The sequence below is a fragment of the Streptomyces sp. 142MFCol3.1 genome, from assembly GCF_000424945.1.
In the GTDB taxonomy this organism is placed as follows: Bacteria; Actinomycetota; Actinomycetes; order Streptomycetales; family Streptomycetaceae; genus Streptomyces; species Streptomyces siamensis.
The window spans coordinates 28,092-51,458 of record NZ_AUKV01000021.1; the positions used below are offsets into that span (position 1 = coordinate 28,092).

At 71.2% G+C, this 23,367-nt stretch carries 20 protein-coding genes and 2 tRNA genes; 11 read left to right on the forward strand and 11 right to left on the reverse strand.

Annotated features, from left to right (window positions below):
• The first annotated feature begins 190 nt into the window (after positions 1-190).
• The gene (locus H305_RS0128535; RefSeq protein ID WP_028803460.1) at positions 191-1,207 is read left to right on the forward strand and encodes a glycoside hydrolase family 6 protein; all 1,017 of its coding nucleotides are present in this window, start codon (positions 191-193) and stop codon (positions 1,205-1,207) included.
• Between the two features lie 133 nt (positions 1,208-1,340).
• Here the strand turns inward: H305_RS0128535 and H305_RS0128540 are convergent, their stop codons facing one another.
• The 3 genes from H305_RS0128540 to H305_RS0128550 form a co-directional block, all read right to left on the reverse strand.
• Positions 1,341-3,278 (reverse strand): kelch motif-containing protein, encoded by a 1,938-nt coding sequence (locus H305_RS0128540; RefSeq protein WP_028803461.1) that lies wholly within the window; start codon positions 3,276-3,278, stop codon positions 1,341-1,343.
• Positions 3,275-5,221, reverse strand: a complete 1,947-nt coding sequence (locus tag H305_RS0128545) for a glycosyltransferase family 2 protein (RefSeq protein ID WP_028803462.1) — start codon at positions 5,219-5,221, stop codon at positions 3,275-3,277. Before H305_RS0128545 ends, H305_RS0128540 begins: the two co-directional genes overlap by 4 nt.
• Positions 5,222-5,628: 407 nt before the next feature.
• Positions 5,629-5,702: transfer RNA gene (locus H305_RS0128550), tRNA-Lys, on the reverse strand.
• A 316-nt stretch (positions 5,703-6,018) separates the two neighbouring features.
• Between H305_RS0128550 and H305_RS0128555 the strand changes: the two genes are divergently transcribed.
• The 9 genes from H305_RS0128555 (at position 6,019) to H305_RS0128595 (ending at position 15,828) form a co-directional block, all read left to right on the forward strand.
• The gene (locus H305_RS0128555) at positions 6,019-7,389 is read left to right on the forward strand and encodes a peptidoglycan-binding protein (RefSeq protein WP_028803463.1); all 1,371 of its coding nucleotides are present in this window, start codon (positions 6,019-6,021) and stop codon (positions 7,387-7,389) included.
• 134 nt (positions 7,390-7,523) lie between these two features.
• On the forward strand, positions 7,524-8,711 hold the full coding sequence (locus H305_RS0128560; RefSeq protein WP_078629287.1) for an SPFH domain-containing protein: 1,188 nt from the start codon (positions 7,524-7,526) through the stop codon (positions 8,709-8,711).
• 241 nt (positions 8,712-8,952) lie between these two features.
• Positions 8,953-9,591, forward strand: a complete 639-nt coding sequence (locus H305_RS0128565) for a lytic polysaccharide monooxygenase auxiliary activity family 9 protein (RefSeq protein ID WP_199791465.1) — start codon at positions 8,953-8,955, stop codon at positions 9,589-9,591.
• A 145-nt stretch (positions 9,592-9,736) separates the two neighbouring features.
• Positions 9,737-10,201: a DUF3592 domain-containing protein gene (locus H305_RS0128570; protein ID WP_028803466.1), complete on the forward strand. Its 465-nt coding sequence runs from the start codon at positions 9,737-9,739 to the stop codon at positions 10,199-10,201.
• A gap of 68 nt (positions 10,202-10,269) precedes the next feature.
• The gene (locus H305_RS0128575) at positions 10,270-11,928 is read left to right on the forward strand and encodes an AMP-binding protein (protein ID WP_028803467.1); all 1,659 of its coding nucleotides are present in this window, start codon (positions 10,270-10,272) and stop codon (positions 11,926-11,928) included.
• 71 nt (positions 11,929-11,999) lie between these two features.
• A complete protein-coding gene (locus H305_RS0128580) occupies positions 12,000-13,223 on the forward strand; it encodes a sensor histidine kinase (RefSeq protein ID WP_028803468.1) in 1,224 nt (407 codons plus the stop codon).
• Positions 13,217-13,861: a response regulator transcription factor gene (locus H305_RS0128585; protein ID WP_028803469.1), complete on the forward strand. Its 645-nt coding sequence runs from the start codon at positions 13,217-13,219 to the stop codon at positions 13,859-13,861. The genes H305_RS0128580 and H305_RS0128585 overlap by 7 nt, the downstream gene beginning before the upstream one ends.
• 291 nt (positions 13,862-14,152) lie before the next feature.
• The gene (locus tag H305_RS53530; protein WP_158690582.1) at positions 14,153-14,311 is read left to right on the forward strand and encodes a hypothetical protein; all 159 of its coding nucleotides are present in this window, start codon (positions 14,153-14,155) and stop codon (positions 14,309-14,311) included.
• A 227-nt stretch (positions 14,312-14,538) separates the two neighbouring features.
• A complete protein-coding gene (locus H305_RS0128595; RefSeq protein WP_028803470.1) occupies positions 14,539-15,828 on the forward strand; it encodes a M18 family aminopeptidase in 1,290 nt (429 codons plus the stop codon).
• A gap of 69 nt (positions 15,829-15,897) precedes the next feature.
• Here H305_RS0128595 and H305_RS0128600 read toward each other — a convergent pair.
• From H305_RS0128600 to ehuB, 6 genes are all read right to left on the reverse strand, one after another.
• Positions 15,898-15,971: transfer RNA gene (locus H305_RS0128600), tRNA-Lys, on the reverse strand.
• A gap of 87 nt (positions 15,972-16,058) precedes the next feature.
• Entirely contained in the window at positions 16,059-16,817 is a 759-nt protein-coding gene (locus H305_RS0128605; protein ID WP_028803471.1) for an IclR family transcriptional regulator, read from the reverse strand.
• Between the two features lie 253 nt (positions 16,818-17,070).
• Positions 17,071-17,868, reverse strand: coding sequence for an ectoine/hydroxyectoine ABC transporter ATP-binding protein EhuA (gene ehuA / locus H305_RS0128610; protein WP_028803472.1), 798 nt, complete (start codon positions 17,866-17,868; stop codon positions 17,071-17,073).
• Positions 17,858-18,508 carry an ectoine/hydroxyectoine ABC transporter permease subunit EhuD gene (gene ehuD / locus H305_RS0128615; protein ID WP_028803473.1) on the reverse strand — a complete coding sequence of 217 codons (651 nt, stop codon included), beginning with the start codon at positions 18,506-18,508 and terminating at the stop codon, positions 17,858-17,860. The genes ehuA and ehuD overlap by 11 nt, the downstream gene beginning before the upstream one ends.
• Positions 18,505-19,242: an ectoine/hydroxyectoine ABC transporter permease subunit EhuC gene (gene ehuC, locus H305_RS0128620; protein ID WP_037765636.1), complete on the reverse strand. Its 738-nt coding sequence runs from the start codon at positions 19,240-19,242 to the stop codon at positions 18,505-18,507. The genes ehuD and ehuC overlap by 4 nt, the downstream gene beginning before the upstream one ends.
• Positions 19,239-20,186 carry an ectoine/hydroxyectoine ABC transporter substrate-binding protein EhuB gene (gene ehuB / locus H305_RS0128625; RefSeq protein ID WP_028803475.1) on the reverse strand — a complete coding sequence of 316 codons (948 nt, stop codon included), beginning with the start codon at positions 20,184-20,186 and terminating at the stop codon, positions 19,239-19,241. The genes ehuC and ehuB overlap by 4 nt, the downstream gene beginning before the upstream one ends.
• 106 nt (positions 20,187-20,292) lie before the next feature.
• Between ehuB and H305_RS0128630 the strand changes: the two genes are divergently transcribed.
• Positions 20,293-20,787 carry a DUF3830 family protein gene (locus tag H305_RS0128630; protein WP_028803476.1) on the forward strand — a complete coding sequence of 165 codons (495 nt, stop codon included), beginning with the start codon at positions 20,293-20,295 and terminating at the stop codon, positions 20,785-20,787.
• A gap of 163 nt (positions 20,788-20,950) precedes the next feature.
• On the opposite strand, the gene H305_RS0128635 is transcribed toward H305_RS0128630, so the two are convergent.
• Complete coding sequence (locus H305_RS0128635) at positions 20,951-22,351, reverse strand: amidase (RefSeq protein WP_028803477.1); 1,401 nt, start codon at positions 22,349-22,351, stop codon at positions 20,951-20,953.
• A gap of 19 nt (positions 22,352-22,370) precedes the next feature.
• Positions 22,371-23,354, reverse strand: coding sequence for a D-2-hydroxyacid dehydrogenase (locus H305_RS0128640; RefSeq protein WP_051371032.1), 984 nt, complete (start codon positions 23,352-23,354; stop codon positions 22,371-22,373).
• Positions 23,355-23,367 lie beyond the last annotated feature (13 nt).

The following is a 23,367-nucleotide window of genomic DNA, read 5'->3' on the forward strand; positions in this document are numbered from 1 at the left end:
GCGGCCCCGGGACGGGCCGGGGCGGCCCGGCGCCCGCAACGTGCGCATCGCGCGCCCGGGGCGGGTGTCTACGGGTCCCGGACGGTCCGGGGCTGTAACAGCTCTCCGACAAGGGGTGGGCGACCTCGTGAGCCGCGCGACACCTATGTCAGGATTGAGACTTAGGACGGTGCACCCAAGGGGGAGTTGGATGTACGGCAGCAGGGGGGCCGGGGCACGGGCGTCCGTGGCGGTGGTGGGGGCGGCCCTGCTTCTCGCGGGATGTTCCTCCTCCGGGGGCGACGGCAAGAGCGACGGCTCGGGGGCCAAGGTCACGCAACAGCCCAAGAATTCGGACCCGTTCTGGGTCAATCCTGACGGGAACGCGGCCGAGCAGGTCGCCTCCTACCTGAAGGCGGACAAGAAGGACGAGGCCGAGCAGATCCGCAAGATAGCGGAGCAGCCGACCGGCGAGTGGATCGGCCCGGAGAACCCGGAGTCGGAGGCGCGCGGCTTCACGGAGGCCGCCGAGAAGGCGGACCGGGCCGCGATCCTGGTCCTCTACAACATCCCGCACCGCGACTGCGGACAGTTCTCGCAGGGCGGCGCCGCCGACGGCGACGCCTACCGGACCTGGATCGACGGGGTCGCCCAGGGCATCGGGGACCGGCCCGCCACGGTGATCCTGGAGCCGGACGCGGTCCTGCACCTGGTCAACCAGTGCACCCCGGACGAGTACCACGAGGAGCGCTACGACCTCCTCAAGGGCGCCATCGGCAAGCTCAAGTCCCTGAAGAACACGAAGGTGTACCTGGACGCGGGCAACGCCGGCTGGGGACACCCCGACCAGATCTTCCAGCCCCTCCAGTGGGCGGGCATCGACCAGGCCGACGGCTTCTCCGTCAACGTCTCCAACTTCTACTCGACCGAGGACTCCATCGCGTACGGCAAGCAGCTGTCCGCGAAGGTCGGCGACAAGCACTTCGTCGTCGACACCAGCCGCAACGGCAACGGCCCGTACACGCGCGGCAAGGCCGACGAGAACTGGTGCAACCCGCCGGGCCGCGCGCTCGGCGAGACCCCCACGACCAAGACGGCCGACCCGCTCGTCGACGCCTATCTCTGGGTCAAGCGGCCGGGCGAGTCCGACGGAACGTGCAAGGGCGGGCCGAAGGCCGGCCAGTGGTGGCCGGAGTACGCGCTGAAGCTCGCACAGGCCACCGAATAGCGGGCGAGCCGCCGGGCATCGGCAGCCGGACACGAGGAGAAGGGGGCGCCCTCCGCTCGAAGCGGAGGGCGCCCCCTTCGTCCGTGGGCCTCGCCCTCCGGGGCGAGGCGCAGCCGGTGCCGGGCGGCCGGGATCAGGGCACCCTGACCCACTGGGCCTTGCTCGGCGTTCCCTGGTCGTCCGTCACGAACAGCATGTACCAGCCGGATTCCACGAGGTTGCGGCTCTTGGGAACCGTCACCGTGATGCCGTCCTTCGTCTTGGTGAAGTCCAGCGCGATGGACCGTTGGTCGACGTCGGTGACGTGCGTGGAGGCGCTCGGCCGGATCAGCCGGGCCGTCCTGATCGAGGACGTGTGCTGCGAGGAGAACGTGGCCGAGCCGCCGCGCGCGATCGTCTTCGGACCCCCCGAGAGCGAGGGCCGCGAGTCCCGGTACAGGTACGGCGGCGTGTAGATCTCGATGCGCTGCTCGAACACGCCCGGCTTGGTGTCGGCCTTGTCGGCGTAGAGCGAGTCGGACCCGAAGAACATCACGCGGCCGTCGGGCAGCAGGAGCGATCCCGAGTGGTAGTTGCGGCCCACCAGCGGGTCGGCCACCCGGTCGAAGGTGTTCGACTTGGGGTCGTAGATCCGCGCCTGGAGGATGTTGGAGTCACCGCGCCCGCGGTAGTCCTCGGAGCCGCCGGACACCAGCACGGTGTCGTCGGGCAGGATCGAGGACTGCGGGTAGCGGGTGCCCTTCTCCAGCTCGGGGCCGTCCACGAACCTCGGGTTCTTGTCCTTGAGGTCGATGAGCCGGGTCTTCTTGCTGGACAGCTGGGATTCGCCGACCCCGCCGCCGCCGATCACCATGTACTTCTCGTCCTGGGCGGGCGGCAGCAGCACCGTGCCCGAGGTCTCCATCATGTTCGCGTCGCTCAGACCCTTGAGCTTGGTGAACTTGTTGGTCTCCACGTCCCAGACACCGGGCTCGCGGCCCACGTCGTCGGGGCCGTACCCGGCGTTCGAGCCCGAGTAGAAGAGCTTGCCGTTCTGCATCAGGGAGATCGCCGGATAGGTCGGGAACTGCCGGATGCCCTTGGTGTAGGTCCACTTCCTGGTCTTGGGGTCGAACACCTCGTTCTTGCCCGGGACCAGCTGGCCGATCTCGTCGAGACCGGACAGGCTGAGCACCTTGCCGTCGGACAGGGTGGTCAGCGTCGGGTACCAGCGGGCCTCGTTCATCGGGTCGACCTTGATGTACTTCTCGGCGACCGGATCGAACTCGTAGGCGTCCCTGATTCCCTGGAAGTCCTTCTTGTCCAGGGCGAGTTTCTGCGCGATGCCGTACGTGTTGCGGGCGTCGGTGCCCGTCAGGCCCTGGACGCGGTAGTTGTCCTGGGTGCCGGTCTCGTGCTTCTGGCCGCTGCGCTGCGCCTCGACGTAGATGCGGCCGAGGCCCGGGTCGTTGCGCAGGAACACGCCGGTCGCCGGGTCGAAGACCTTCTTGGCGCGCGGTACGAGCACCGGGTCCTTGGAGACGAACGTCTTGCCGTTCTTCTTGCCGGTGAACTTGGTGCCCGCGGGCAGGGTGATCGGCTTGTCCGGGTTCTCGTTGTGCAGGATCATCAGGCCGCCGGCCTTGGTGACGTCACCCTTCAGCTTCTCGTACCGCTTGGTGCCGCCCGCGATCAGCAGGTTCCCGTTGGACAGCTGGGTGTGGCCCGTGCAGAAGAGGTCGCTCGGCGTGGGAATCTTCTTGATGGTGCCCTTGACCGGGTCCCAGATCCGCGTGTCGAACCTCTTCGCGTCGAAGTTGTCCTGGTTGTTGCCCGAGCCCGCGACGAGCAGGACCTTGCCGGTGTGCAGCAGGGCGGCGTGGATGGTGTTCTGCCGGTACTCCTCGGGGAACTGGACGATGTCCCAGTGGCCGTTGTCGGCTTTGTACTCGGGCTTGTTGATCGTGTACTGGTGGTACTTGTCCGTCCCGAAGCGATACAGCCAGGGCCCGTTCATCCCGGCCAGAGCGAGCACCACCACCCCGGTTATGCCGAGGCGGCGGGCACGGCGGCGGCGGGCACCGTCTTTCATTTCTTACGTCCCCCAAGGGCGATCTGCATGGTCTGGTCGTTGCCCCCGGCCGAGGCCCAGGTGGGCCGCTGCTGCGGCGCGTGCGGGGCGTGCTGCTCCTGCTGCGGCACGGAGGCCTGCGGCGGGACGGTGGCGGCCTCGGGCGGAGTCGGCGGCTTCTTCCGCTCCTGGCGCATGGTCCAGCGCCAGGCGAAGATCGGCGAGGCCGTGATCAGCAGGGCGAAGGAGGCCCAGGTGATCATCGCGGGGTGGGAGTGCCCGAGCACGAAGCCGGCGGTGATCGAGCCGGCGAAGACCAGGATGAAGAACAGATGGATCCGGAAGGTCCCGAACAGCGTGTCGGGGCTGGCCGAATCGCCCTTGGGCGTCACCACGAACTTGCTCTTGCGGCGCAGTACGGCGTCCATCAGCGAGCGGGCGTAGATCGGCGCGGACAGCGCCGACATCACCATGCCCGCGACACCGCCGGAACCCTCGGGCTCGTGCGGGGAGACGTTGTGGCGCCGGTTCCAGATGTACAGGCCGATCTGCAGCGCGGACGCGTTGCCGTAGAGCATCAGCCAGACCGTCGGGTCGATGTTCACGCCGGAGGCGCCCAGGCCCAGGAAGAGGGCGCAGCTCAGTGCCGCGAGGATCCAGTTCAGCGCCGACATCGGGTAGAAGATGATCATCATCGTGTAGTTGAAGAGCTTGCCCGGAGGCATGGAGAAGAAGCCCTTCCAGTACTGCTTGAGGATCGTCTCGTAGGTGCCCCGGGACCAGCGCAGCTGCTGGGTGAAGAAGTCCGTCCAGGCGTTCGGCCCCTCGCCGACGGCGAGCACGTCCGGCGTGTAGACCGACTTCCACTTCCGGCCGGTGGCGGGGTTCTTCGCGCGGTGGATCTCGAAGCCGGTCGCCATGTCCTCGGTGATCGAGTCGTACAGGCCGCCGATCTGCTTCAGCGCCTTGATGCGTACGGCGTTCGAGGTGCCCACGAACATCGGGGCGCCGTAGAAGTTGCCGGCGCGCTGGATGAGGGCGTGGAAGAGGAACTGCTGGGACTCGGCGGCCTTGGTGACGAACGCGTCGTAGTTGCCGTACACCTGCGGGCCGATGACGAAGCCGACGTCCGGGTCGCGGAAGAAGCCGAGCATCCGCTCCAGGTAGTTGGGCAGCGGCACGTGGTCGGTGTCGACCGAGGCGAAGTAGTCGTAGTCGTCGCCGTGCGCCTCGAGCCAGGCGTTGTAGTTGCCGTGCTTGGTCTTGGCGCGGTGCGGGCCCTTGGCCCGGTTCCACTTCGAGACACCCTTGCGGGAGAAGTGGTGCACGCCCAGACGCGCGCACACCTCCTTCACCTCGGGGTCGTCGCCCTCGTCGAGGAGCCAGACGTGCATCAGACCCCGGTGGCGCAGCTTGACCGCCGCCTCCAGGGTCTTCGTCACCATGGCGAGGGGTTCCTTGCCGGGCACGAAGGAGGTGAGGAAGGCGACTCTGGTGCCGGTCTCCGGCACGACCGGGATCGGGTCGCGGGCGACCAGGGTGGCGTGCGCGTTCGACAGCACGTTCATGCAGCGGAAGAACTCGATCAGACCGATCGAGACCAGCATGACGATGTCGAGCGCGGGCAGGAAGTCGTAGGCCGGGTAGTCGCGTTCGGTCCAGTGCTCGGGCTGGAGCAGCCAGCCCAGCAGGATCAGCGAGAGCAGCGGCGCCGCGCCCAGCATGAGGGCCGCCCGTATGCGGTGCGGCTCCTGCGACAGCAGCGAGCGGTACTGCACCTTGTAGGGCTTGCCCGGGTCCGGCTGAGTGAGGGGCCCCGCGAGCCGGCTGTAGTGCTCGTAGTCGTACCTCGGAAGCGACTTCTTGATTCTCCGGAAGCCGCCCGTCCGGTGCGGCGGCACACGGAGCTGGGTCGTCTCGGACGGGTCGAAATTCTGCCGGGCGCCCGTCGGCGTCGACGTCATGAGTCATCCCCCCGCACGCACGGTCAAGTGCGTGTTCGTCGGTTCTTGGCGCCCGCTCAGGTCCCCCTCGACCTTCCCGGACGCATCACTGGCAGGCCGCAGTCACCACATCTTCCACACCCTATAGACATGGAACGACGACCTTCCGGTTGCATGATGCCCCCCTCGGCATCCGTTCATGAAGAGGGGCCCCCAACCCCCCATGCCCGCAACCGGCCCTGCCCCCAACCGTCATGTATCGACAGTCCCTTGAAGCCCAGGGTTCTACGCCGTTCATCATGATCGCAAGATGCGAAACGATGTGTTAACCGGTCATACGCGCTCATTGGGACACGTGTACGACGGCGAGGGTGATGTGGCGTACGACGAAGGGCCCCCTCGCGGTGGCGAGAGGGCCCGTCGGTCTGTGCGCCGCCAGGGACTCGAACCCCGGACCCGCTGATTAAGAGTCAGCTGCTCTAACCAACTGAGCTAGCGGCGCCTGCTGACGGCAGAACTCTACCCGACCCGGGAGGGTGCTCCCGACCGCCGGATGGCCGGGCCGGAGAGTGGGGGAGAGGGGCGGGCCGGGGCGCGCGCGGAGGGCTCCGGGCGGGAGTGGCCGCGGGTCGGACGGATGCGGTGGGCGCCGAGGGAGGGGCTCGGGCTTCGGTGGCCACGGCCGGCTCAGGGTGAGACGGGGCCCCCGGGTGGCGTACATCATTCGGACCGTCAACATGCGACACCGGGGCACAGTTGCCAGACTGGCGAATGTGCAGAAATGCGGACAATTTGACGGGGAGTACGAGGGGAGTCGCATGAATGCTCCGGTGTTCGAGGAGATCGATCCCGCGAGCGACTGCGACTGCCCCGGATGCGTGCACTGGCGGCGTGTGATGCCCGCTTCCGCGCTGCCCGGACCCGTGGGCCATCCGGCGGCACGCAGGGCGCTCGCCCTGGCCGCCGCGGCGGGCACCGTCCTCGGCGCCGGCCAGTCTGTGCCGGCGCTCGCGGTCGCGCACGGACCCGCCCGGCCGGGCGGGTCCGCGGACGACGAGCCCGGTACCCCGCAGGGCGGCCGGGCCCCGCTGCACGGCCCGGCGGGCAGGCCCGCGAAACCGGCCAGGCCCGGGGCCGAGGTGCCCACGACCACCCGGGCCGCGATCATCAACCGGGCGAAGGCCTGGGTCTCCGGTCGGGTGCCGTACAGCATGAGCGCGTACTGGTCGGACGGATACCGGCAGGACTGCTCCGGCTTCGTCTCGATGGCCTGGAACCTGCCCGGCAACGAATGGACGGGCAGCCTCGCGGTTTTCGGGGTGCGCGTCTCCCGGGACCAGCTCCAGCCCGGCGACATCCTGCTGTTCCACAATCCCGCCGACCCGCAGAACGGCTCGCACGTCGTCCTGTTCGGCGGCTGGACCGACTACACGCACACCTATTACGTCGCCTACGAGCAGACCCGCCCGCACACCCGCAAGCGGTCCACGCCGTACGCCTACTGGACGCACTCCAGCGGTTATCTGGCCTACCGGTACAAGGGGCTCGCCAGGGCCGCGACCGGTGCGGGCGCGTCATCCCCGGGCACCGCGACGGCACGCTATCCGGGCTCGGCGTACTTCGGATCCGGCGCGGACAACGCCTACGTCACCCAGTTGGGCCGCCTCCTCGTCGACCGGGGTGCGGCCCGTTTCTACGCCTCGGGGCCGGGGCCGCGCTGGTCGGACGCGGACCGGCGGGCCACCCAGGCGTTCCAGCGGGCGCAGGGCTGGACCGGGTCGGACGCGGACGGGCTGCCGGGGCCGCAGACTTGGTCGTACCTGGTGGGAAGCAAGGGCAAGGACATTGCCGGTGCGGTGGCGGGGGGGTCGGGATCCACGGGGTCCTTCGGCGGCAAGGAGGGCACCGGACAGGACGGCAGCCAGACGCCGGGCGGATCCTCGCACGGCGTGCCGGGCTATCCGGGGCGCGGCATGTTCCGGCCCGGCGCCGACAACGCCCATGTCACCCGGCTCGGGCGGCGGCTGGTCATAAAGGGGTTCGGCAAGTACTACACCTCGGGGCCCGGTCCGCGCTGGGGTGAGGCGGACCGGCGCAACGTGGAGGCGTTCCAGCGGTCCCAGGGCTGGCGCGGCGGCGCAGCGGACGGCTATCCGGGGCCGGAGACGTGGCGGCGGCTCTTCTCCTGAGCACCGTCCCGGGGCCTCGTGAACATCTGGTCAGTCCGTCCGTCGGTTCCGGGTCCGTCCGGCACGGCCCGGCGATTCCCGGGTCCGTCCCGGGTTCTCACGAAACTTCCAGGCGCGGAGGCATGGAGGCAGCTATGAGCACGACGACGTCACACACCCCGGAGTCGGAGGGGGCGTCCTCCCAGGCCTCCGGGTCCGATGCGACCGCGGAGGGCGCCGGCGGTCCCCGGTCCGCGCGCCTCATCCAGAACGAGGCGACCACCGAGATCCCCGTCCACCTGCTCTTCCGGGACGACCCGGAGCCCGTCTCCGTGCCGCTCTCGCCCGCCGTCGTGGGCCGCAGGCGTGGGACCGGTGAACAGCCGAGGGTCAGAAGGCCCGCTCCCGGGCGGGCGCCCCGCCCGGTGCCGGAGGTCGAGCCCGAGCTGGTGGAGCGGCCCGCCCGGGTGCTGTCCGGAGCTGTGGGAGTGCTGGCCGGGGCCTGCGGGGTGGCCGGGTGCGTGCTCACCTCGTGGTGGTCGGGTGCGCTGCCGCCGTCCGTGACCGGGGCGCTGGAGTTGCCGTCCGCCGTGGGCGCCGGGTTCGGGCCCGCGCAGTGGGCGGCGTACGCGGGGGCCGGTGCGCTCGGCCTGTTCGGCTTCGGGGGGCTGGCCCGCGGCCGGACCGGGCGGGCCTGGGTGCTCGGGCTGTTCGGGCGCTACCGCGGCACGGTCCGGCGCACCGGACTGATGTGGATCAACCCGCTGGTGCTGCGCCGCCGGGTGGACGTGCGGCTGCGGCACTGGCGCAGCGAGCCCATGTCGGTGGTCGACGCGAACGGGGTCGCGCTGCGCGTGGTGGTGCTCGTCGTCTGGCGGGTCAAGGACACCGCGCGGGCCACGCTCGGCATCGAGGACCACGAGGAGTATCTGCGGGCGTGTGTGGAGGCGGCGCTCACCCGGCTGCTGTCGCAGCTTCCGGCGGAACTGCCGCCCGCCGTCGTGAAGGACGTGACCCTGCGCAACACGGACGCCGTCGGTGAGGCGCTGACCCGGCTGGTGGCCGTCGACACGGCACCGGTGGGCCTGGAGGTGTTCTCGGTGCAGCCGATCCGGATCGAGTACGCGCCGGAGGTCGCGGCCGTGATGCAGCGCCGCCGAGTCGCCGCCCTGGACGCCCAGCACCGCGACACCGTGCTGAGCTCCGTCGTCGACTCGGTCGAGGACACGGTGACCCGGCTGACCATGCGGGGGCTCGTGGAGCTCGACGACTACGAACGCAAGGCGTTGGTGAAGGACCTGACGGTGGCCTTCTACACCGGGCGCAGGGAGGCCTCCTCGTAGGTGTGCCGACGGGCGGGCCGTGCGCCTCCTCGTAGGTGTGCGGACGGGTCGGCCGTACGGGATCCTGTGCGGCCGCCGGGGGAGGCGGTGCCGCGGCCGGGCCCCGGCGTACGGGGCGGAGAGCTTCGCGATTGGTATGGACATGTTCAACTAGCGGCAATAATCTGGGACTTGGTCTAGACCTGAAAATCGCGCGCACGGCTCACCGAGAACCTCCCCCACGTCCTCCAGGAGCGGCAGCATGCGCATACGGACGACCGAGATCCGTACCACCAGGAAAGCCAAGCTGTACGCGGCCGTGCTCGGCCTCGCCACCGCGGGCACCTTCGTGCTCTCGACCGGCGGCGCCGACGCCCACGGCTACACCGACCAGCCGCTCAGTCGGCAGAAGATGTGCGCCGCGAACGGCGGCACCGTCGCCAACTGCGGTGACATCCAATGGGAGCCCCAGAGCGTCGAGGGCCCGAAGGGCTTCCCCGCCGCCGGTCCGGCCGACGGCCGTATCTGTTCCGCGAACCACACCAACTTCGGTCAGCTGGACCAGCCCAGGACGCCTGCGGGCACGGCCTGGCCGACGACGAAGGTGACCGCGGGTCAGAGCTACGGTTTCCGCTGGCAGTTCACCGCGATGCACGCCACGACCGACTTCAAGTACTTCATCACCAGGAACGGCTGGAACCAGGACCACGCGCTGACCCGCGCGGACCTGGAGACCACGCCGTTCCTGACCGTTCCCTACAACGGACAGCGTCCCCCGTCCACGTTCTCGCACACCGGCACGCTGCCGGGCGGCAGGAGCGGCCACCACGTCATCCTCGGCGTGTGGACGATCAGCGACACGGCGAACGCGTTCTACTCGTGCGCGGACGTCACGTTCTAGTCCGGCCCGCCCCGGGGCGGCTCGGGCGACGCCCGCATTCTGAGCCTTCCTTGAGCCGCCCCTCCTTCCCCGGAGGGTATGTTCCCCGCACGCCGACGGACCGCGGCGGCGTGCGGGGAACCGCACCGGACACCGGGGGAACGAGATGGACGCGCTGTTCTACGCCATACCCGCACTGATCATGGCCGTGACGATGCTCATGGCCGTCAAGGTGGTCCGCCGCTCGCTGGAGCTGAGGAGAGCCTGGAGCAGCGGACTGACCGCCGAGGCGCGCTGCCTGCGCTCGTACACGACCACCAGCGGCGGGGGCAGCGCCTCGGTCACCACGACGCTGCACCACGTCTACGAGTACACGACGCGCGAGGGGCGCACGGTCCGCTTCGACGAGGCGGGCGGCCCCTCCACCGTCGTCGAGGGCGACATCGTCACCGTGCACTACGCGGCCGGACGCCCCGAGAAGGCCACGGCCCGGGAGCCGCACCCGGGCAGGGCCGCCGCCGGCACCGTCGGCTTCCTGGTCTTCCTCGGTGTGATAGTCGCCTTCTGTGTCGGCTTCATGGTCACGTACCACGAGGTCTTCGCGGCGAACGACGCCCTCGGCGGATTCTGAGGCCGCCGCCCGGGCGGCGGCGTCGCACCCCTCCTCATCTGACGGTGCGTCAATTATGGTGCGCATCCATGGGGTCCATGAAGCGCACCGTCGCGGAGCTCGTGCGGGAACGGTTTGACGACCACCGGCCGGGACTGTGGTTCGAAGGCCGGTTCCTGAGCCACCACCAGGTGGCCGCGGGTGCCGCCGCGCGGGCCGCGCTCCTCGCCGACCTGCTGCCGCCCGGCGCCGAACCGCACCTCGGCGTACTGCTCGACAACACCCCCGAGTACCCGCTGTGGCTGAGCGCGGCAGCCCTCGCCGGCGCCGCCGTCGCCGGAATCAACCCGACCCGGCGGGGCCCCGAACTGGCCCGCGACATCCTGCACACCGAGTGCCGGGTACTGGTCACCGAGCGGGCCCATCTGCCACTGCTCGACGGCCTCGGCCTGCCCGGCGTACGCGTCCTGGTGACCGACACGGACGCCTACGCCGGCCTCCTGGAGCCCTACGCGGACGCAGTGCCCGACACCGGCACCGCCCGCGCCGACGACCGCCTCCTGCTCTACTTCACATCCGGCTCGACGGGCGCCCCCAAGGCCGCGATCTGCACCCAGGGCAGGCTCGCCGCCGCCGGGCAGTCGCTCGTGGACCACTTCGGGGTGCGCCCGGACGACACGCACTACATCTGCATGCCGATGTTCCACGGCAACGCGGTGATCGCCGACTGGGCGCCCGCGCTCGCGGCGGGCGCGACCGTCGCGCTGCGGCGCCGCTTCTCCGCCTCCGGGTTCCTCGCCGACGTACGCGCCTGCGGGGCCACGTACTTCACCTACGTGGGCCGCGCCGTCCAGTACCTGCTGGCCACGCCCGCCCGCCCGGACGACCGGGACAACCCGCTGCGGACCGGTTTCGGCACGGAGGCCGGAGCGGTGGACGCCGCCGCCTTCGAGGAGCGCTTCGGGGTGCGGCTGGTGGAGGGGTACGGCTCCTCGGAGGGCGGTGCGGCCATCCAGCGCGCCCCCGGCACACCGCCCGGCGCGATCGGACGGGCCGCGCCCGGCGACGACCTCGCGGTGGTCGACCCCGGCACCCGGCAGGAGTGCCCGCCCGCCGTCCTCACCGACGACGGCCGGCTGCTCAACGGCGGCGAGGCGATAGGGGAGCTGGTCAATCGCGGACCCAACCCCTTCGAGGGCTACTGGCGCAACCCGGACGCCGATGCCGCACGACGCCGCGACGGCTGGTACTGGACCGGCGACCTCTTCTACCGCGACGCCGACGGCTTCCTCTACTTCGCCGGACGCACCGACGACCGGCTGCGCGTCGACAGCGAGAACCTCGCCGCCGCGATGATCGAGAACATCCTCTCCCGGTACGCGGACGCGGCCGCCGTGGCGGTGTACGCGGTGCCCGACCAGGTGGCCGGGGACCAGGTGATGGCGGCGCTGGCCCTGCGGTCCGGCGCCGCCTTCGACCCGCTGTCCTTCGGCGAGTTCCTGCTCTCCCAGCCGGACCTGGGGACCAAGATGGCCCCCCGCTACCTGCGGATCGTGGAGCGGATGCCCGTCACCGCCACCAGCAAGATCCACCGGGTGGGCCTGCGACGGGAGGGCTTTCGCTGCCCGGACCCGGTGTGGTGGCGGCCCCCGGGCGAGCCGGCCTACCGGCCGCTGGAGAGGGCCGACGTCGACGCGCTGCTCGCCCAGTACCGGGCCCGGGGACGCGAGGAACTGCTCGCGAGGTAGGGCCGGCCCCACCCCGGGGACACCCGTTGCGCATATGGTCCGGCGCGCCCGCAGCCGCCTACCGTGACCGCATGATCAGCAGAGCCGGGCCGTGGCGTGCGGCCGGATACCTCGTCACCGGTGTGCTCGTCGGCGCCCCGCTCCTCGTGGGCCTGCTCCTGCTCGCGGTCGTGGGCGCGGCACTGACCCCGCTGCTCGTCGGGCTTCCGCTGCTCGCGCTCCTCGCGCTGGCAGGCGTCCCGGTGGGGGCCGTGGAGCGGTGGCGGCTGCGGCTGGTCGACCCGGCTCCGGTGCCGGCCCCGCACCGCACCCCGGACGAGCCCGGCTTCGCCGCCTGGGCCCGGCTCCGGTTCACCGAGCGGGCGACCTGGCGCGAACTCGGGTACGCGGTGCTGCTCGCGGCCGTGCTGTGGCCGCTGGACCTGCTGGTGCTGACGGGAGCGGCCGCGATACCCGGCGCCATGATCGGGGCGCCGGCACTGCTCGCCCTCGCCGGCGACGACACCCGCGTCGCCAAACTCTGGCTGATCGACTCCTACGGCCAGGCGTGCCTGTGCGCGGCGGGCGGAACCGTCCTTTTGCTCGCCCTGCTGTGGCCGCTCGCACGGTACGCCCGAGCCCGCGCCGCCGTGGCCCGGCTGCTGCTGGCGCCCCGCGAGACCGAGCAGCGGCTCGCCGAGGTGACGCGGTCACGGGCCCGGCTGGTGGCCGCCTTCGAGGCCGAACGGCGGCGCATCGAACGGGACCTGCACGACGGCGCGCAGCAGCGGCTGGTGGCGCTGAGCATGCAGCTGGGCCTGGCCCGCCTCGACGCTCCGCCCGAGCTGGCGCAGCGGCTCGCGGCCGCGCACCGCGAGGCCGGCCAAGTGCTGGGAGAGCTCAGGGAGTTGATCCACGGCATCCATCCGCAGGTGCTCGCCGACTACGGCCTCGGGGACGCCATAGCCGACGCCGCCGACCGCTCCGCCGTGCCGGTCGAGCTGGACGTGGAGCTGCCGCGGCTCGCCGAACCCGTCGAGTCGGCCGCGTACTTCGCGGTGCGCGAGGCGCTCGCCAACGTGGGCAGGCACAGCGGGGCGCGGCGGGTGTGGATCAGCGGACGGTACGCGCGGCGACGGCCGGGGGAGGGCCGGCTGCGGATCGAGGTGCGCGACGACGGGTGCGGTGGAGCCGACGCCCGGGCCGGCACCGGCCTCACCGGGCTCACGGACCGGCTCGCCGTCCTCGATGGCACACTGACCGTCGACAGCCCGTCCGGTGGGCCCACCGTGCTGCACATGGAGATCCCTTGCTGAGAGTGGTGCTCGCCGAGGACAGCGTGCTGCTGCGGGAGGGGCTGGTGGGGCTCCTGGGCCGCTTCGGGCACGAGGTGGTGGCGGCCGTCGGGGACGCGCGGGGGCTGCGGGACGCGGTGGCGGCACACGCGCCCGACCTCGTCCTGACCGACGTACGGATGCCGCCCGGATTTCAGGACGAGGGGCTGCGCGCGGCCCTCGCCCTGCGCGCCGCGGACCCCCGCCTGCCGGTCCTGGTCCTCAGCCAGTACGTCCAGCGGGCCTACGCCGCCGAACTCCTCGACACCGGGGACGGCACCGGCGTCGGCTACCTCCTCAAGGACCGGGTCGGGCAGGTCGAGCAGTTCGCCGAGGCGGTGGAGCGGGTCGGTGCGGGCGGGACGGTCGTGGACCCGGAAGTCGTGCGGCAGTTGCTGCGCCGCAGACGTGATCCGCTGGAGGCGCTGACCCCGCGCGAACGCGAGGTGCTCGGGCTGGTCGCCGAGGGCAGGTCCAACAGCGCGATCGCCCGGGAGCTGGTCGTCACCGAGGCGGCCGTCGGCAAGCACATCGGGAACATCCTGGGAAAGCTGGATCTGCCCCCGGCGCAGGAAACCCACCGGCGCGTGCTCGCCGTGCTCGCCTATCTGCGCGGCTAGTCCCAAGTCCCAGTCCCCGCCCCTGTCCCCGCGGCCGGGTCCGCTCTCGAAGGGTGTGCGGGAGAGGAATTCCCACCGCTTCTGGGGGGGAGTATGCACCCGTACACCTGTGCGGAGGAGTCGAGGGAAGAGGGGGAACATGCGTCGCCTGATCCGGGTCACGGACGTCGAAGCCGTTCATGCCGCCGTGGTGCGGGGGCGTCGGGGCCGGGCGCTCCGGCCCGGGACGCCCGGCTTCCGGGCACGGCTCGCGGTGCGCTCCGTGCGGGGGCGGCTCGTGGCGTGTTGCCGGTGACGGGCGACGCGCGCCACCGCGTCCTGCTCGCCGGGTACTCCGTCTCCTCGTACGGCGGCCTGCTGCGGTGGTACGCCGTCCGAGGAGCCGACGCGGAGGGGGCGCCCGGTGCGTACAGCGAACGCACGGACGACGCCGGGGCGCCCGGGCGCTGACCCGCCGCCCGGACACCGGCCCGACATCACCACCATGCCGTCCGCGGCGCGGGCCCGGACTCGTCGCCCGGGCCCCGTCGTGCGTCCTTCCTGTCACCGGACACCATCCGCACACGACGATCAGGAGACTCCCGACGACCGGACCGCCCTGCCGGCCGACCCGTGCACCCGGCCCGGCGCCCCGCCGCCGCACCACCTCAACCCTCGACAGCACCCGGAAGGCACCCATGTCCCCCACGCATGACCGCAGCCACAGCGACGAACTGCTCTCCTTCGTCTCGGCCTGCCCCTCGCCGTACCACGCGGTCGCGAGCGCCGCGCAGCGCCTGGAGAAGGCGGGCTTCGCGGAGCTGCGGGAGGCGGACGACTGGTCGGCCGGTGCCGAAGGCGGCAGATACGTCGTACGGGGAGGGGCGCTGATCGCCTGGTACGTCCCCCCGGGCGCGCCGGCCCGTACCCCGTTCCGGATCATCGGCGCGCACACCGACTCGCCGAACCTGCGGGTCAAGCCCGTGCCCGACACCGGCGCCGCGGGCTGGCGGCAGATCGCCGTGGAGATCTACGGCGGCGTGCCGCTGAACACCTGGCTCGACCGCGACCTGGGGGTCTCGGGCCGGCTGGCGCTGCGGGACGGATCCACCCGGCTCGTCCGCGTCGACAAGCCGCTGCTGCGCGTGCCGCAGCTGGCGATCCACCTCGACCGCGACGTCAACGAGGGCCTCGCCCTGGACCGGCAGCGCCACATGACCCCGCTGTGGGGGCTCGGCGACGTCGAACCGGGCGCGCTGCTCGGCCGGATCGCCGCAGAGGCCGACGCCGACGTCGCCGAGGTCCTCGGCTGGGACCTGATGCTGCACGACCTCCAGCCGCCGGGCTACCTGGGCATGGACGAGGAGTTCATCGTCTCGCCGCGTCTGGACAACCTGATCTCGGTCCACGCCGGTGTCACCGCCCTGGTCGCCGCCGCCACCTCCCGGCCGCCCGCGTACGTCCCCGTGCTCGCCGCCTTCGACCACGAGGAGGTCGGCAGCGGCTCGGAGTCGGGCGCCCAGGGCCCTCTCCTGGAGCGGGTGCTGGCCCGGGGGGTCGGCGCGCGGGGCGGCGGCGGGGAGGACGTCAACCGGGCCCTCGCGGGCGCGTTCTGCGTCTCCGCCGACATGTCCCACGCCGTCCACCCGAACTATCCGGAACGCCACGACCCGGACCACCGGCCGCTGCCCAACGCGGGACCCGTCGTCAAGGTCAACGCCAACCAGCGGTACGCCACCGACGGCGCCGGGGTCGCCGCCTTCGCCGCGGCCTGCGAGCGGGCGGACGTGCCGTGGCAGCCGTTCGTCTCGAACAACGCCATGCCGTGCGGCACGTCGATCGGCCCGATCACCGCGGCCCGCCTCGGGGTCGCCACGGTGGACGTGGGCGTGCCGGGCCTGTCGATGCACTCGGCGCGTGAGCTGTGCGGGGCGCGGGACCCGGGGCTGCTGTCCCGGGCGCTGACGGAGTTCGTGACGTCGCGGTGAGGGGCGGCGCCCGGTAGGGCCCGGGCATGCGTGAAGGCCCCCCACTCGCGTGGAGGGCCTTCACCGATGTGCGCCGCCAGGGACTCGAACCCCGGACCCGCTGATTAAGAGTCAGCTGCTCTAACCAACTGAGCTAGCGGCGCATGACTCCCGCCTCCCGCTCTCGCGGTCGGCGACAAAAGAAATACTACCTGGTCCGCGGAGGTGCTCCCGACCAACCCGTTCAGAGCCTAGATCGCCAGGGAGAGCAGGACCGGTGCCGCGCCGCGGTTCAGCGTGTCCGCGGCCTGCCGGAGCCGGTGCGCGTGCTCGACCGGCAGTGACAGCGCGAGGCAGCCGACGGAGGAGCCGGCCGTGATGGGCACGGCCGCGCAGACCGTGCCGACCGCGTACTCCTGGAGATCGAGGACGGGCACGGTCGGCGCCTGCGCCTCCAGGCGGGACAGCAGCAGCCGCTCGTTGGTGATGGTCCGCGAGGTGAGGCGGGCCATCTTGTGGCGGGCCAGATGATCGCGCCGGCCGTTGTGGTCGAGCTGGCCGAGCAGACTCTTGCCGACCGCGCTGGCATGGGCGGAGGAGCGGAAGTCGACCCATTCGTTGACCGCCGGTGCCGCGGGGCTGTCTGCGTACTGGGTGACGTGCACCTCGCCGTCGATGTAGCGGCTGATGTAGATCGCCGCGCCCACCGAGTCCCGCAGCCGGTCGAGGGTGCGCTGGAGCTTGTCGCGCAGGGCCCGGTCACGCTGCTGGGCCGAGCCCAGGCGGCTGAGGGACGCGCCGGTGACGTACGCGCCGTCGGCGATCTGCTCGACGTATCCCTCCCGGCGCAGCATCCGCAGGAGTGCGGTCAGGCGTTCGGTGCCGAGGCGGGTCTGGCGGGCGAGGTCGGCGTCGGTGACACCGGCGGAGTGCCGTGCCACCGTCTCCAGGACGCGCAGGGCGTCCTGGGCCGAGTGGTACGGCGCGGTCGGCTCGTTCTTCAGCGCCACGGTTTCCCCCTGCGCTTCATGGGCCCGGCTCAAAAACGACACAGCCCGGACGGCCGGGCTCACTCCACGATAACCGTCAAAGAGCGGGCTGTGAGCGTCCGTTGACGAGATTGATGCCGTACCCGGACGCTCTCAGCAGCGACGCGACACTCTGGCATATGCCCCGGTCACGGCGCGCGGGGCATGACCCGACTGTCGGACCTCGGGCCTTGCCCTGCGCGCTCCCCGCCCGCCCCTCGTTCACTCCTGGTAATCAAAGAACCGCGCTGAGGAATTCCCGGGTGCGGTCCTGCTCCGGATCGCTGAAGATCTTCTCCGGCGGACCGGACTCGATGACGTGGCCGGAATCGAACATCAGGACCTGGTCCGAGATGTCCCGGGCGAAATTCATCTCGTGGGTCACACAGAGCATCGTGATGTCGGTGGTGTGGGCGATGTCACGGAGGACGTCGAGGACACCGGCGACCAGCTCGGGGTCGAGCGCGGAGGTCACCTCGTCGAGCAGCAGCACCTGCGGCCGCATCGCCAGCGCCCGCGCGATCGCGACGCGCTGCTGCTGGCCGCCGGACAGCCGGCTCGGACGCTCGCCGCACCTGTCCGCGAGCCCCACCAGGTCGAGCAGTTCACGGGCCCGCGCCTCGGCCTCGTCCTTGGACATCCCGAGGACGGTGACGGGCGCCTCGGTGACGTTCCTGAGGACGCTCATGTTCGGGAACAGGTTGAACTGCTGGAAGACCATCCCGATCTTCTTGCGGACCTCCCGGATCTCCTTCTCGCCCGCCGGGAAGAGCCGGTCCCCGGCGACCGTGATCGTGCCGGCGTCCGGCTTGGCCAGCGTCATCAGCAGACGCAGGATCGTCGTCTTGCCGGAGCCGGACGGGCCGATCAGGGTGACGTGCTTCCCGGAGTCGACGCGGAAGTCCAGTTCGTCGAGGACGGTGTTGTCGCCGAAGCGCTTGGTGACCTTCTCGAAGCGGATCAGCTCGGCACCGTCCACCGGCGGATTGGCGTTCGGTTCGTTCGCGGGTACGGGGTTGGTGTCAACGGACAAGACGTCGCTCCAGGGCTCGCAGAAGCAGGGAAGCCGGATAGGAAATGAGGATGAAGGCCACGCCGATGACCGTGAGGGGCTCGGTGAACTGGAAGTGCTGCTGCGAGTACAGCCGCGCCTCGCCGAGCATCTCCAGCACGGTGATCGTCATCAGCATCGGGGTGTCCTTCAGCATCGCGATGACGTAGTTGCCGAGCGCGGGCACCACGCGGCGGATCGCCTGCGGCAGGATCACCGCGGTCCAGGTGCGCCGCACGGGCAGGCTGAGCGCCGTGGCCGCTTCCCACTGGCCCACGGGCACGCCCTCGATGCCGGCCCGGTAGACCTGCATCGTGTACGTCGAGTAGTGCAGTCCGATCGCGACGACGCCCGTGGTCAGCGCGGAGAACGCGATGTTCCACTCGGGCAGCACGTAGAAGAGGAAGAACAGCTGCACCAGCAGCGGGGTGTTCCTGACGAACTCGGTGACGACACCGACCGGCCAGCGCACCCACCGCGTCGGCGTCCGCATCAGCAGCGCCCACACCAGACCGAGGGCGAAAGCGATCAGCGAGCCCAGCGCCAGCGCCTGCAGGGTGACCAGCAGGCCGTCCCAGAAGTGCGGCATGAAGTCGCCGACCGCGCTCCAGTCCCAGTTCATGCGCCACCTCCCGCCGCGCCCGCACCGGCGCCCGCGCCGGTGCTCTCCGCCCGGCGCAGCTCACGCTGGGACGCGCCGCGCTCCGGTTCCTTGCCTATGCCGGCCTTCAGCCGCTTCTCCAGACCGCGCATGACCCGGGTGAGCAGGAAGGCGATGACGAAGTAGATGAGCAGCACGTACGTGTAGATCTCCGCGCTCTGCTGGAGCGCGAGCCGCACCAGGTTCGCGCTGAAGGTCAGATCGCCCATCCCCATGACGGAGACCAGCGCCGTGCCCTTGAGCAGCTCGATCAGCAGGTTGCAGAAGGAGGGGATCATCTCGGGCACCGCCTGCGGCAGCAGGATCAGCCGCATCCGCTGCCAGGGCGTGAAGCTGAGCGCGATACCGCCCTCACGCTGTGCGGGATCGACCGCGTTCAGCGCGCCGCGCACGATCTCCGAGCCGTACGCGCCGTACGTCAGCCCCAGCGCCAGCGTGCCCGCCCACATCGGGACGAGCTGCCAGCCGAAGGCGAGCGGCAGCACGAAGTACACCCAGAAGATCATGATCAGCGCGGAGGTGCCGCGGAACACCTCGGTGTAGAAGCCCGCGAGGAAGCGGACGATCCACAGCCGCGAGGTGCGCGCGATCCCGACCACGAAGGAGACGGCTCCGGCCAGCAGGGCGCTGAAGAACAGCAGCTGGACGGTGACCCATATGCCTTTGAGTACGAGTTCCCAGAGTCCCGATGTCATCCGCGGCAGAGCTCCTTCGCGGTCATGTCGGTCATCTCCGCCTTGGTGAACCCGAACGGCCGGAGGATGCGGAACAGTTCGCCGCTCGCCTTCATCTTCCGCAGCTCCACGTTGAAGGCGTCCCGCAGCCGCGTCTCGCTCGACCGGAAGGCGAAGCCGCCGCCGTCGACGTGCGGCTTGCCCTTGACCAGGGGCGCGAAGGGTTTGGTGCTCTCCGCCTTGCGGGACTTCTTGACCACCTCACGCGTGGTCAGCGCGGTCCCCGCGAAGACGTCGGCCCGCCCCGCCTCGACGGCGTTCAGCCCGGCGACCTGGTCGGGCACGACCAGGATGTCGCTCTCCTTGTACCCGGCCTCCACCGCGTACTGGATCTCGGCGTAGCCCGTGCCGGTCGCGAACTTCGCCTTCTTCGCCACGACGTCCTTGTAGTCGTGCAGGTCCATGGGATTGCCCTTGCGCACGATGAACGCGTCGAGCATCTGGTAGTCCGGGTCGGCGAAGATGACCTGTTCACAGCGCTCGGGGTTGATGTACATCCCGGCCGACACGACGTCGAACTGCTGCGAGTTGAGTCCGGGGATGAGCGAGCCGAACTCGGTGGGGACCGGCTGGACGCGGTCGATTCCGAGCCGCTTGAAGACGGCCTTCGCCAGCTGCGGCGCCTCGCCGGTCAGCTCGCCGTTCCTGTCGATGTAACCGAAGGGGATCTCGCCCGCGATGCCGAGCCGTACGACGCCCTGCGCCTTCAGCCGGTCGAGGAGATCACCACCGTCCGTGCCGGACGCCGTGGCGACCCGGCTGCAACCGGCGGCGCCCAGCGCGCCGACGGCACCGAGCGCGGAGACACCCGCGAGCAGCGACCGCCGGCTCGGGCCTTTGCCGGGGGCCCTGAACGGGCCTCGTTTCTCCGCACCATAACCGTCCTTGCCAAGTGGTGGAGCCATGGCCGCGCGGCTACCCGGTGCCATGCGATCCATGCGGATCAATTTGCGCCCGTACACGCCGCCGAATGTCCGAGGCCCTCTTGACTCCCGCGGGACCATGGAATGCATGGCTGATCGCTACATCGAAGTCTCCCTGGTCAAAAGGGGAGTCGACTGCACGGCGAAACTGCTCGACGACCGGGCGCCGATCACCTGCGCGGCGGTGTGGGACGCGCTTCCACTGAGCGGAGACGTCTATCACGCGAAATACGCGCGCAATGAGATCTACGCCCTTTTCCCGCCTTTCGTGAAATCGGAGCCACCCCTGGAAAATCCGACAGTTACCCCTATTCCCGGAGACCTCTGTTATTTCTCCTTCGCGGGCGCGGAACTGGGCACGCAGGCCTACGGATACGACCGTGAGGTCCGTGCCGGGACGACGGTGGTGGACCTGGCCCTGTTCTACGAGCGCAACAACCTGCTCCTGAACGGGGACGTCGGCTGGGTGCCGGGGATCGTCTGGGGCCAGGTGGTCGAGGGCCTCGACGCGATGGCCGAGGCCTGCAACGACCTGTGGCGCACCGGCGCGCAGGGCGAGGCGCTCCGGTTCCGCCGGGCGTGACCGTCCCGGCGCGCCCGGCGGCGGCCGGCCGGGCGCGGAAGCACCGGGGGAGCGCCCCCGGCGCGTTGCGGAGCGCCGGTCGGTGTCCCCGGCCGGGTGTCAGCGCGCTCGCGGGTGTCCCCGGCCTGGTGTCAGAGCACTGGCGGGCGCCCCCGGCCGGGTGTCAGAGCGCCGGGGGAGCGACCCCGGCGACGCCCGCCTCGTACAGCGCCTGCGCCGTCCGCAGGACGAGGTCGTCACGGTGCCGCGCCGCCACGATCTGCAGGCCCACCGGCAGGCCGTCCCCGTCCACCCCGACGGGGACGGTCGCCGCGGGCTGCTGCGTCATGTTGAACGGATACGTGAACGGGGTCCAGCCCGTCCAGCGCCGCTGACCGGAGCGGGCGGGCACCTCCGCGCCCGCCTCGAACGCCGTCAGCGGCAGCGTCGGCGTGACCAGGACGTCGTAGGACTGGTGGAACCGGCCCATGCGCCGGCCCAGCTCCATACGGACGTCCACCGCGGCGAGGTAGTCCAGTGCGCCGAACCGGGCGCCGAGCGCGCAGATCTCACGCAGGCCGGGGTCGAGCGACTCCCGCTGGTGGGGCCCCAGCCGCTGGGTCACGCGGGCGGCCCCGCTGAACCAGAGCGTGTGGAAGGCGTCCACCGGATCGGTGAAGTCGGGGTCGTCCTCGGCGACGTACGCGCCGAGACCCGCGAGGCGCTCCACCGCCCCCCGCACCGCCGCCGCGACGGCGGGCCGGACCGCGACCTGCCCGCCGAGCGACGGCGAGTACGCGACCCGCAGCCCCCGCACTCCGCCCTCCAGCGCGTCCACGAAGGAGCCGGCCGCCGGCCCGAGCGCGGACCAGTCCCGGGCGTCCGGACCGCTGATCACGTCCAGCAGCAGCGCCGCGTCGGCGGCGTCCCGCGTCATCGGACCCACGTGCGACAGCGTCCCGAAGGCGCTCGCGGGATACAGCGGCACCCTTCCGTACGTCGGCTTCAGGCCGAAGATCCCGCAGAGTGCGGCCGGGATGCGGACGCTGCCGCCGCCGTCCGTGCCCAGGGACAGCGGGCCCGCACCGAGCGCCACGGCCGCCGCGCTGCCCCCGCTGGAGCCTCCCGCGGTGCGCGAGACGTCGTACGGATTGCGGGTCACCCCGGACAGCGGCGAGTCCGTGACGCCCTTCCAGCCGAACTCGGGCGTGGTCGTCTTGCCCACGAAGACCGCGCCGTGCTCGCGCAGCCGGGCCACCGACGGCGCGTCCTCCTCCCAGCGGCCTCCCGGGTCGACGGTCCTCGATCCGCGCAGTGTGGGATGCCCGCGCTGCAGCAGGATGTCCTTCACGGTGACGGGGACACCGTCGAGCAGACCCGCCGGCTCGCCGCGCCGCCAGCGCCCCTCCGACTCCCCGGCCCGGGCGAGGGCCTCCTCGGCGTCCAGCCGTACGAACGCGTTCACGGCGGGCTGGACGTGTTCGGCCCGCTCCACGACCGCCCGCGTCGCCTCCACGGGGCTGAATTCGCCCTTGCGGTAGCCGTCGACGAGTTGTACCGCGGTCAGCTCGGTGAGTTCCGACATCGGCCCCTCCAAAGGGAGTTCAGTGTCCCGGCACGTACCCGCGCTTCTTGTCGACGACGTTCTGGAGTGACTTGCCCGCCGCCCACCTCTCGTACAACTCCACGAACTGGCTACCCAGTTCGTCCCGCCAGCCCACTGTGTCCCCGCTCATGTGCGGCGACACGATCAGTCCCGGGATCTGCCACAACGGGCTCTCGGGGCCGAGCGGTTCGTGTTCGAAGACATCGAGGGCCGCGCCCGCGATCCACCGCTTCGACAGCGCCTCGGCGAGCGCCTCCTCGACCACCAGCTGACCCCGTCCGATGTTGATGAAGCGGGCGGAGGGCTGCATCATGCCGAACCGCCGCGCGTCGAACATCCCGTACGTGTCCTCCGTCAGCGGCGCCGCGGACACCACCCAGTCGGCGCGCGCCATCAGCCGGTCCAGTTCCCCGGGGCCGTGGATGCCGGTGCGCGGGGTCCGCCCCACCAGCGCCGTCGTGATGTCGAGCGCCTTGAGCGTGCGGACGATCGCCCGCCCGATCGGGCCGGAGCCGACCACACAGGCGCGGGTGCCGGCCACCCGCTGCGACTCGCGGTGCCGCCACTCCCGCCGGCGCTGGAGGTCCCAGGTGTGCGGCAGGTCCTTCGCCATGGCGAGCACCAGCGCGGCGACGTACTCGGCGATCGGCTGGTCGAAGACACCGCGCGCGTTGGTCACCACCGTGTCCGAGTCCGTGAGCTCGGGGCACATCAGATGGTCCACGCCCGCGCTCGCCGTGTGCACCCAGCGCGGCCGCGGGCCCTCGCCCGGCCAGGCACGGCGTACGGCGTCGGAGGTGAAGTCCCACACCAGCAGCACGTCCGCGTGCGGCAGCCGCTCGGCCAGTGTGGTCGCGTCGGCGTGCTCGATCTGCACCCGGCCGGTGAGTCTGCCGAGCCGGGGCGGCGGCTCGGCGTCCAGGACGAGCAGCCGGGTCGGGGGCTGCGGACCGGGCCCGTGAGGTGAGGTGAAGGTGGTCATCGGGTGAAACCGT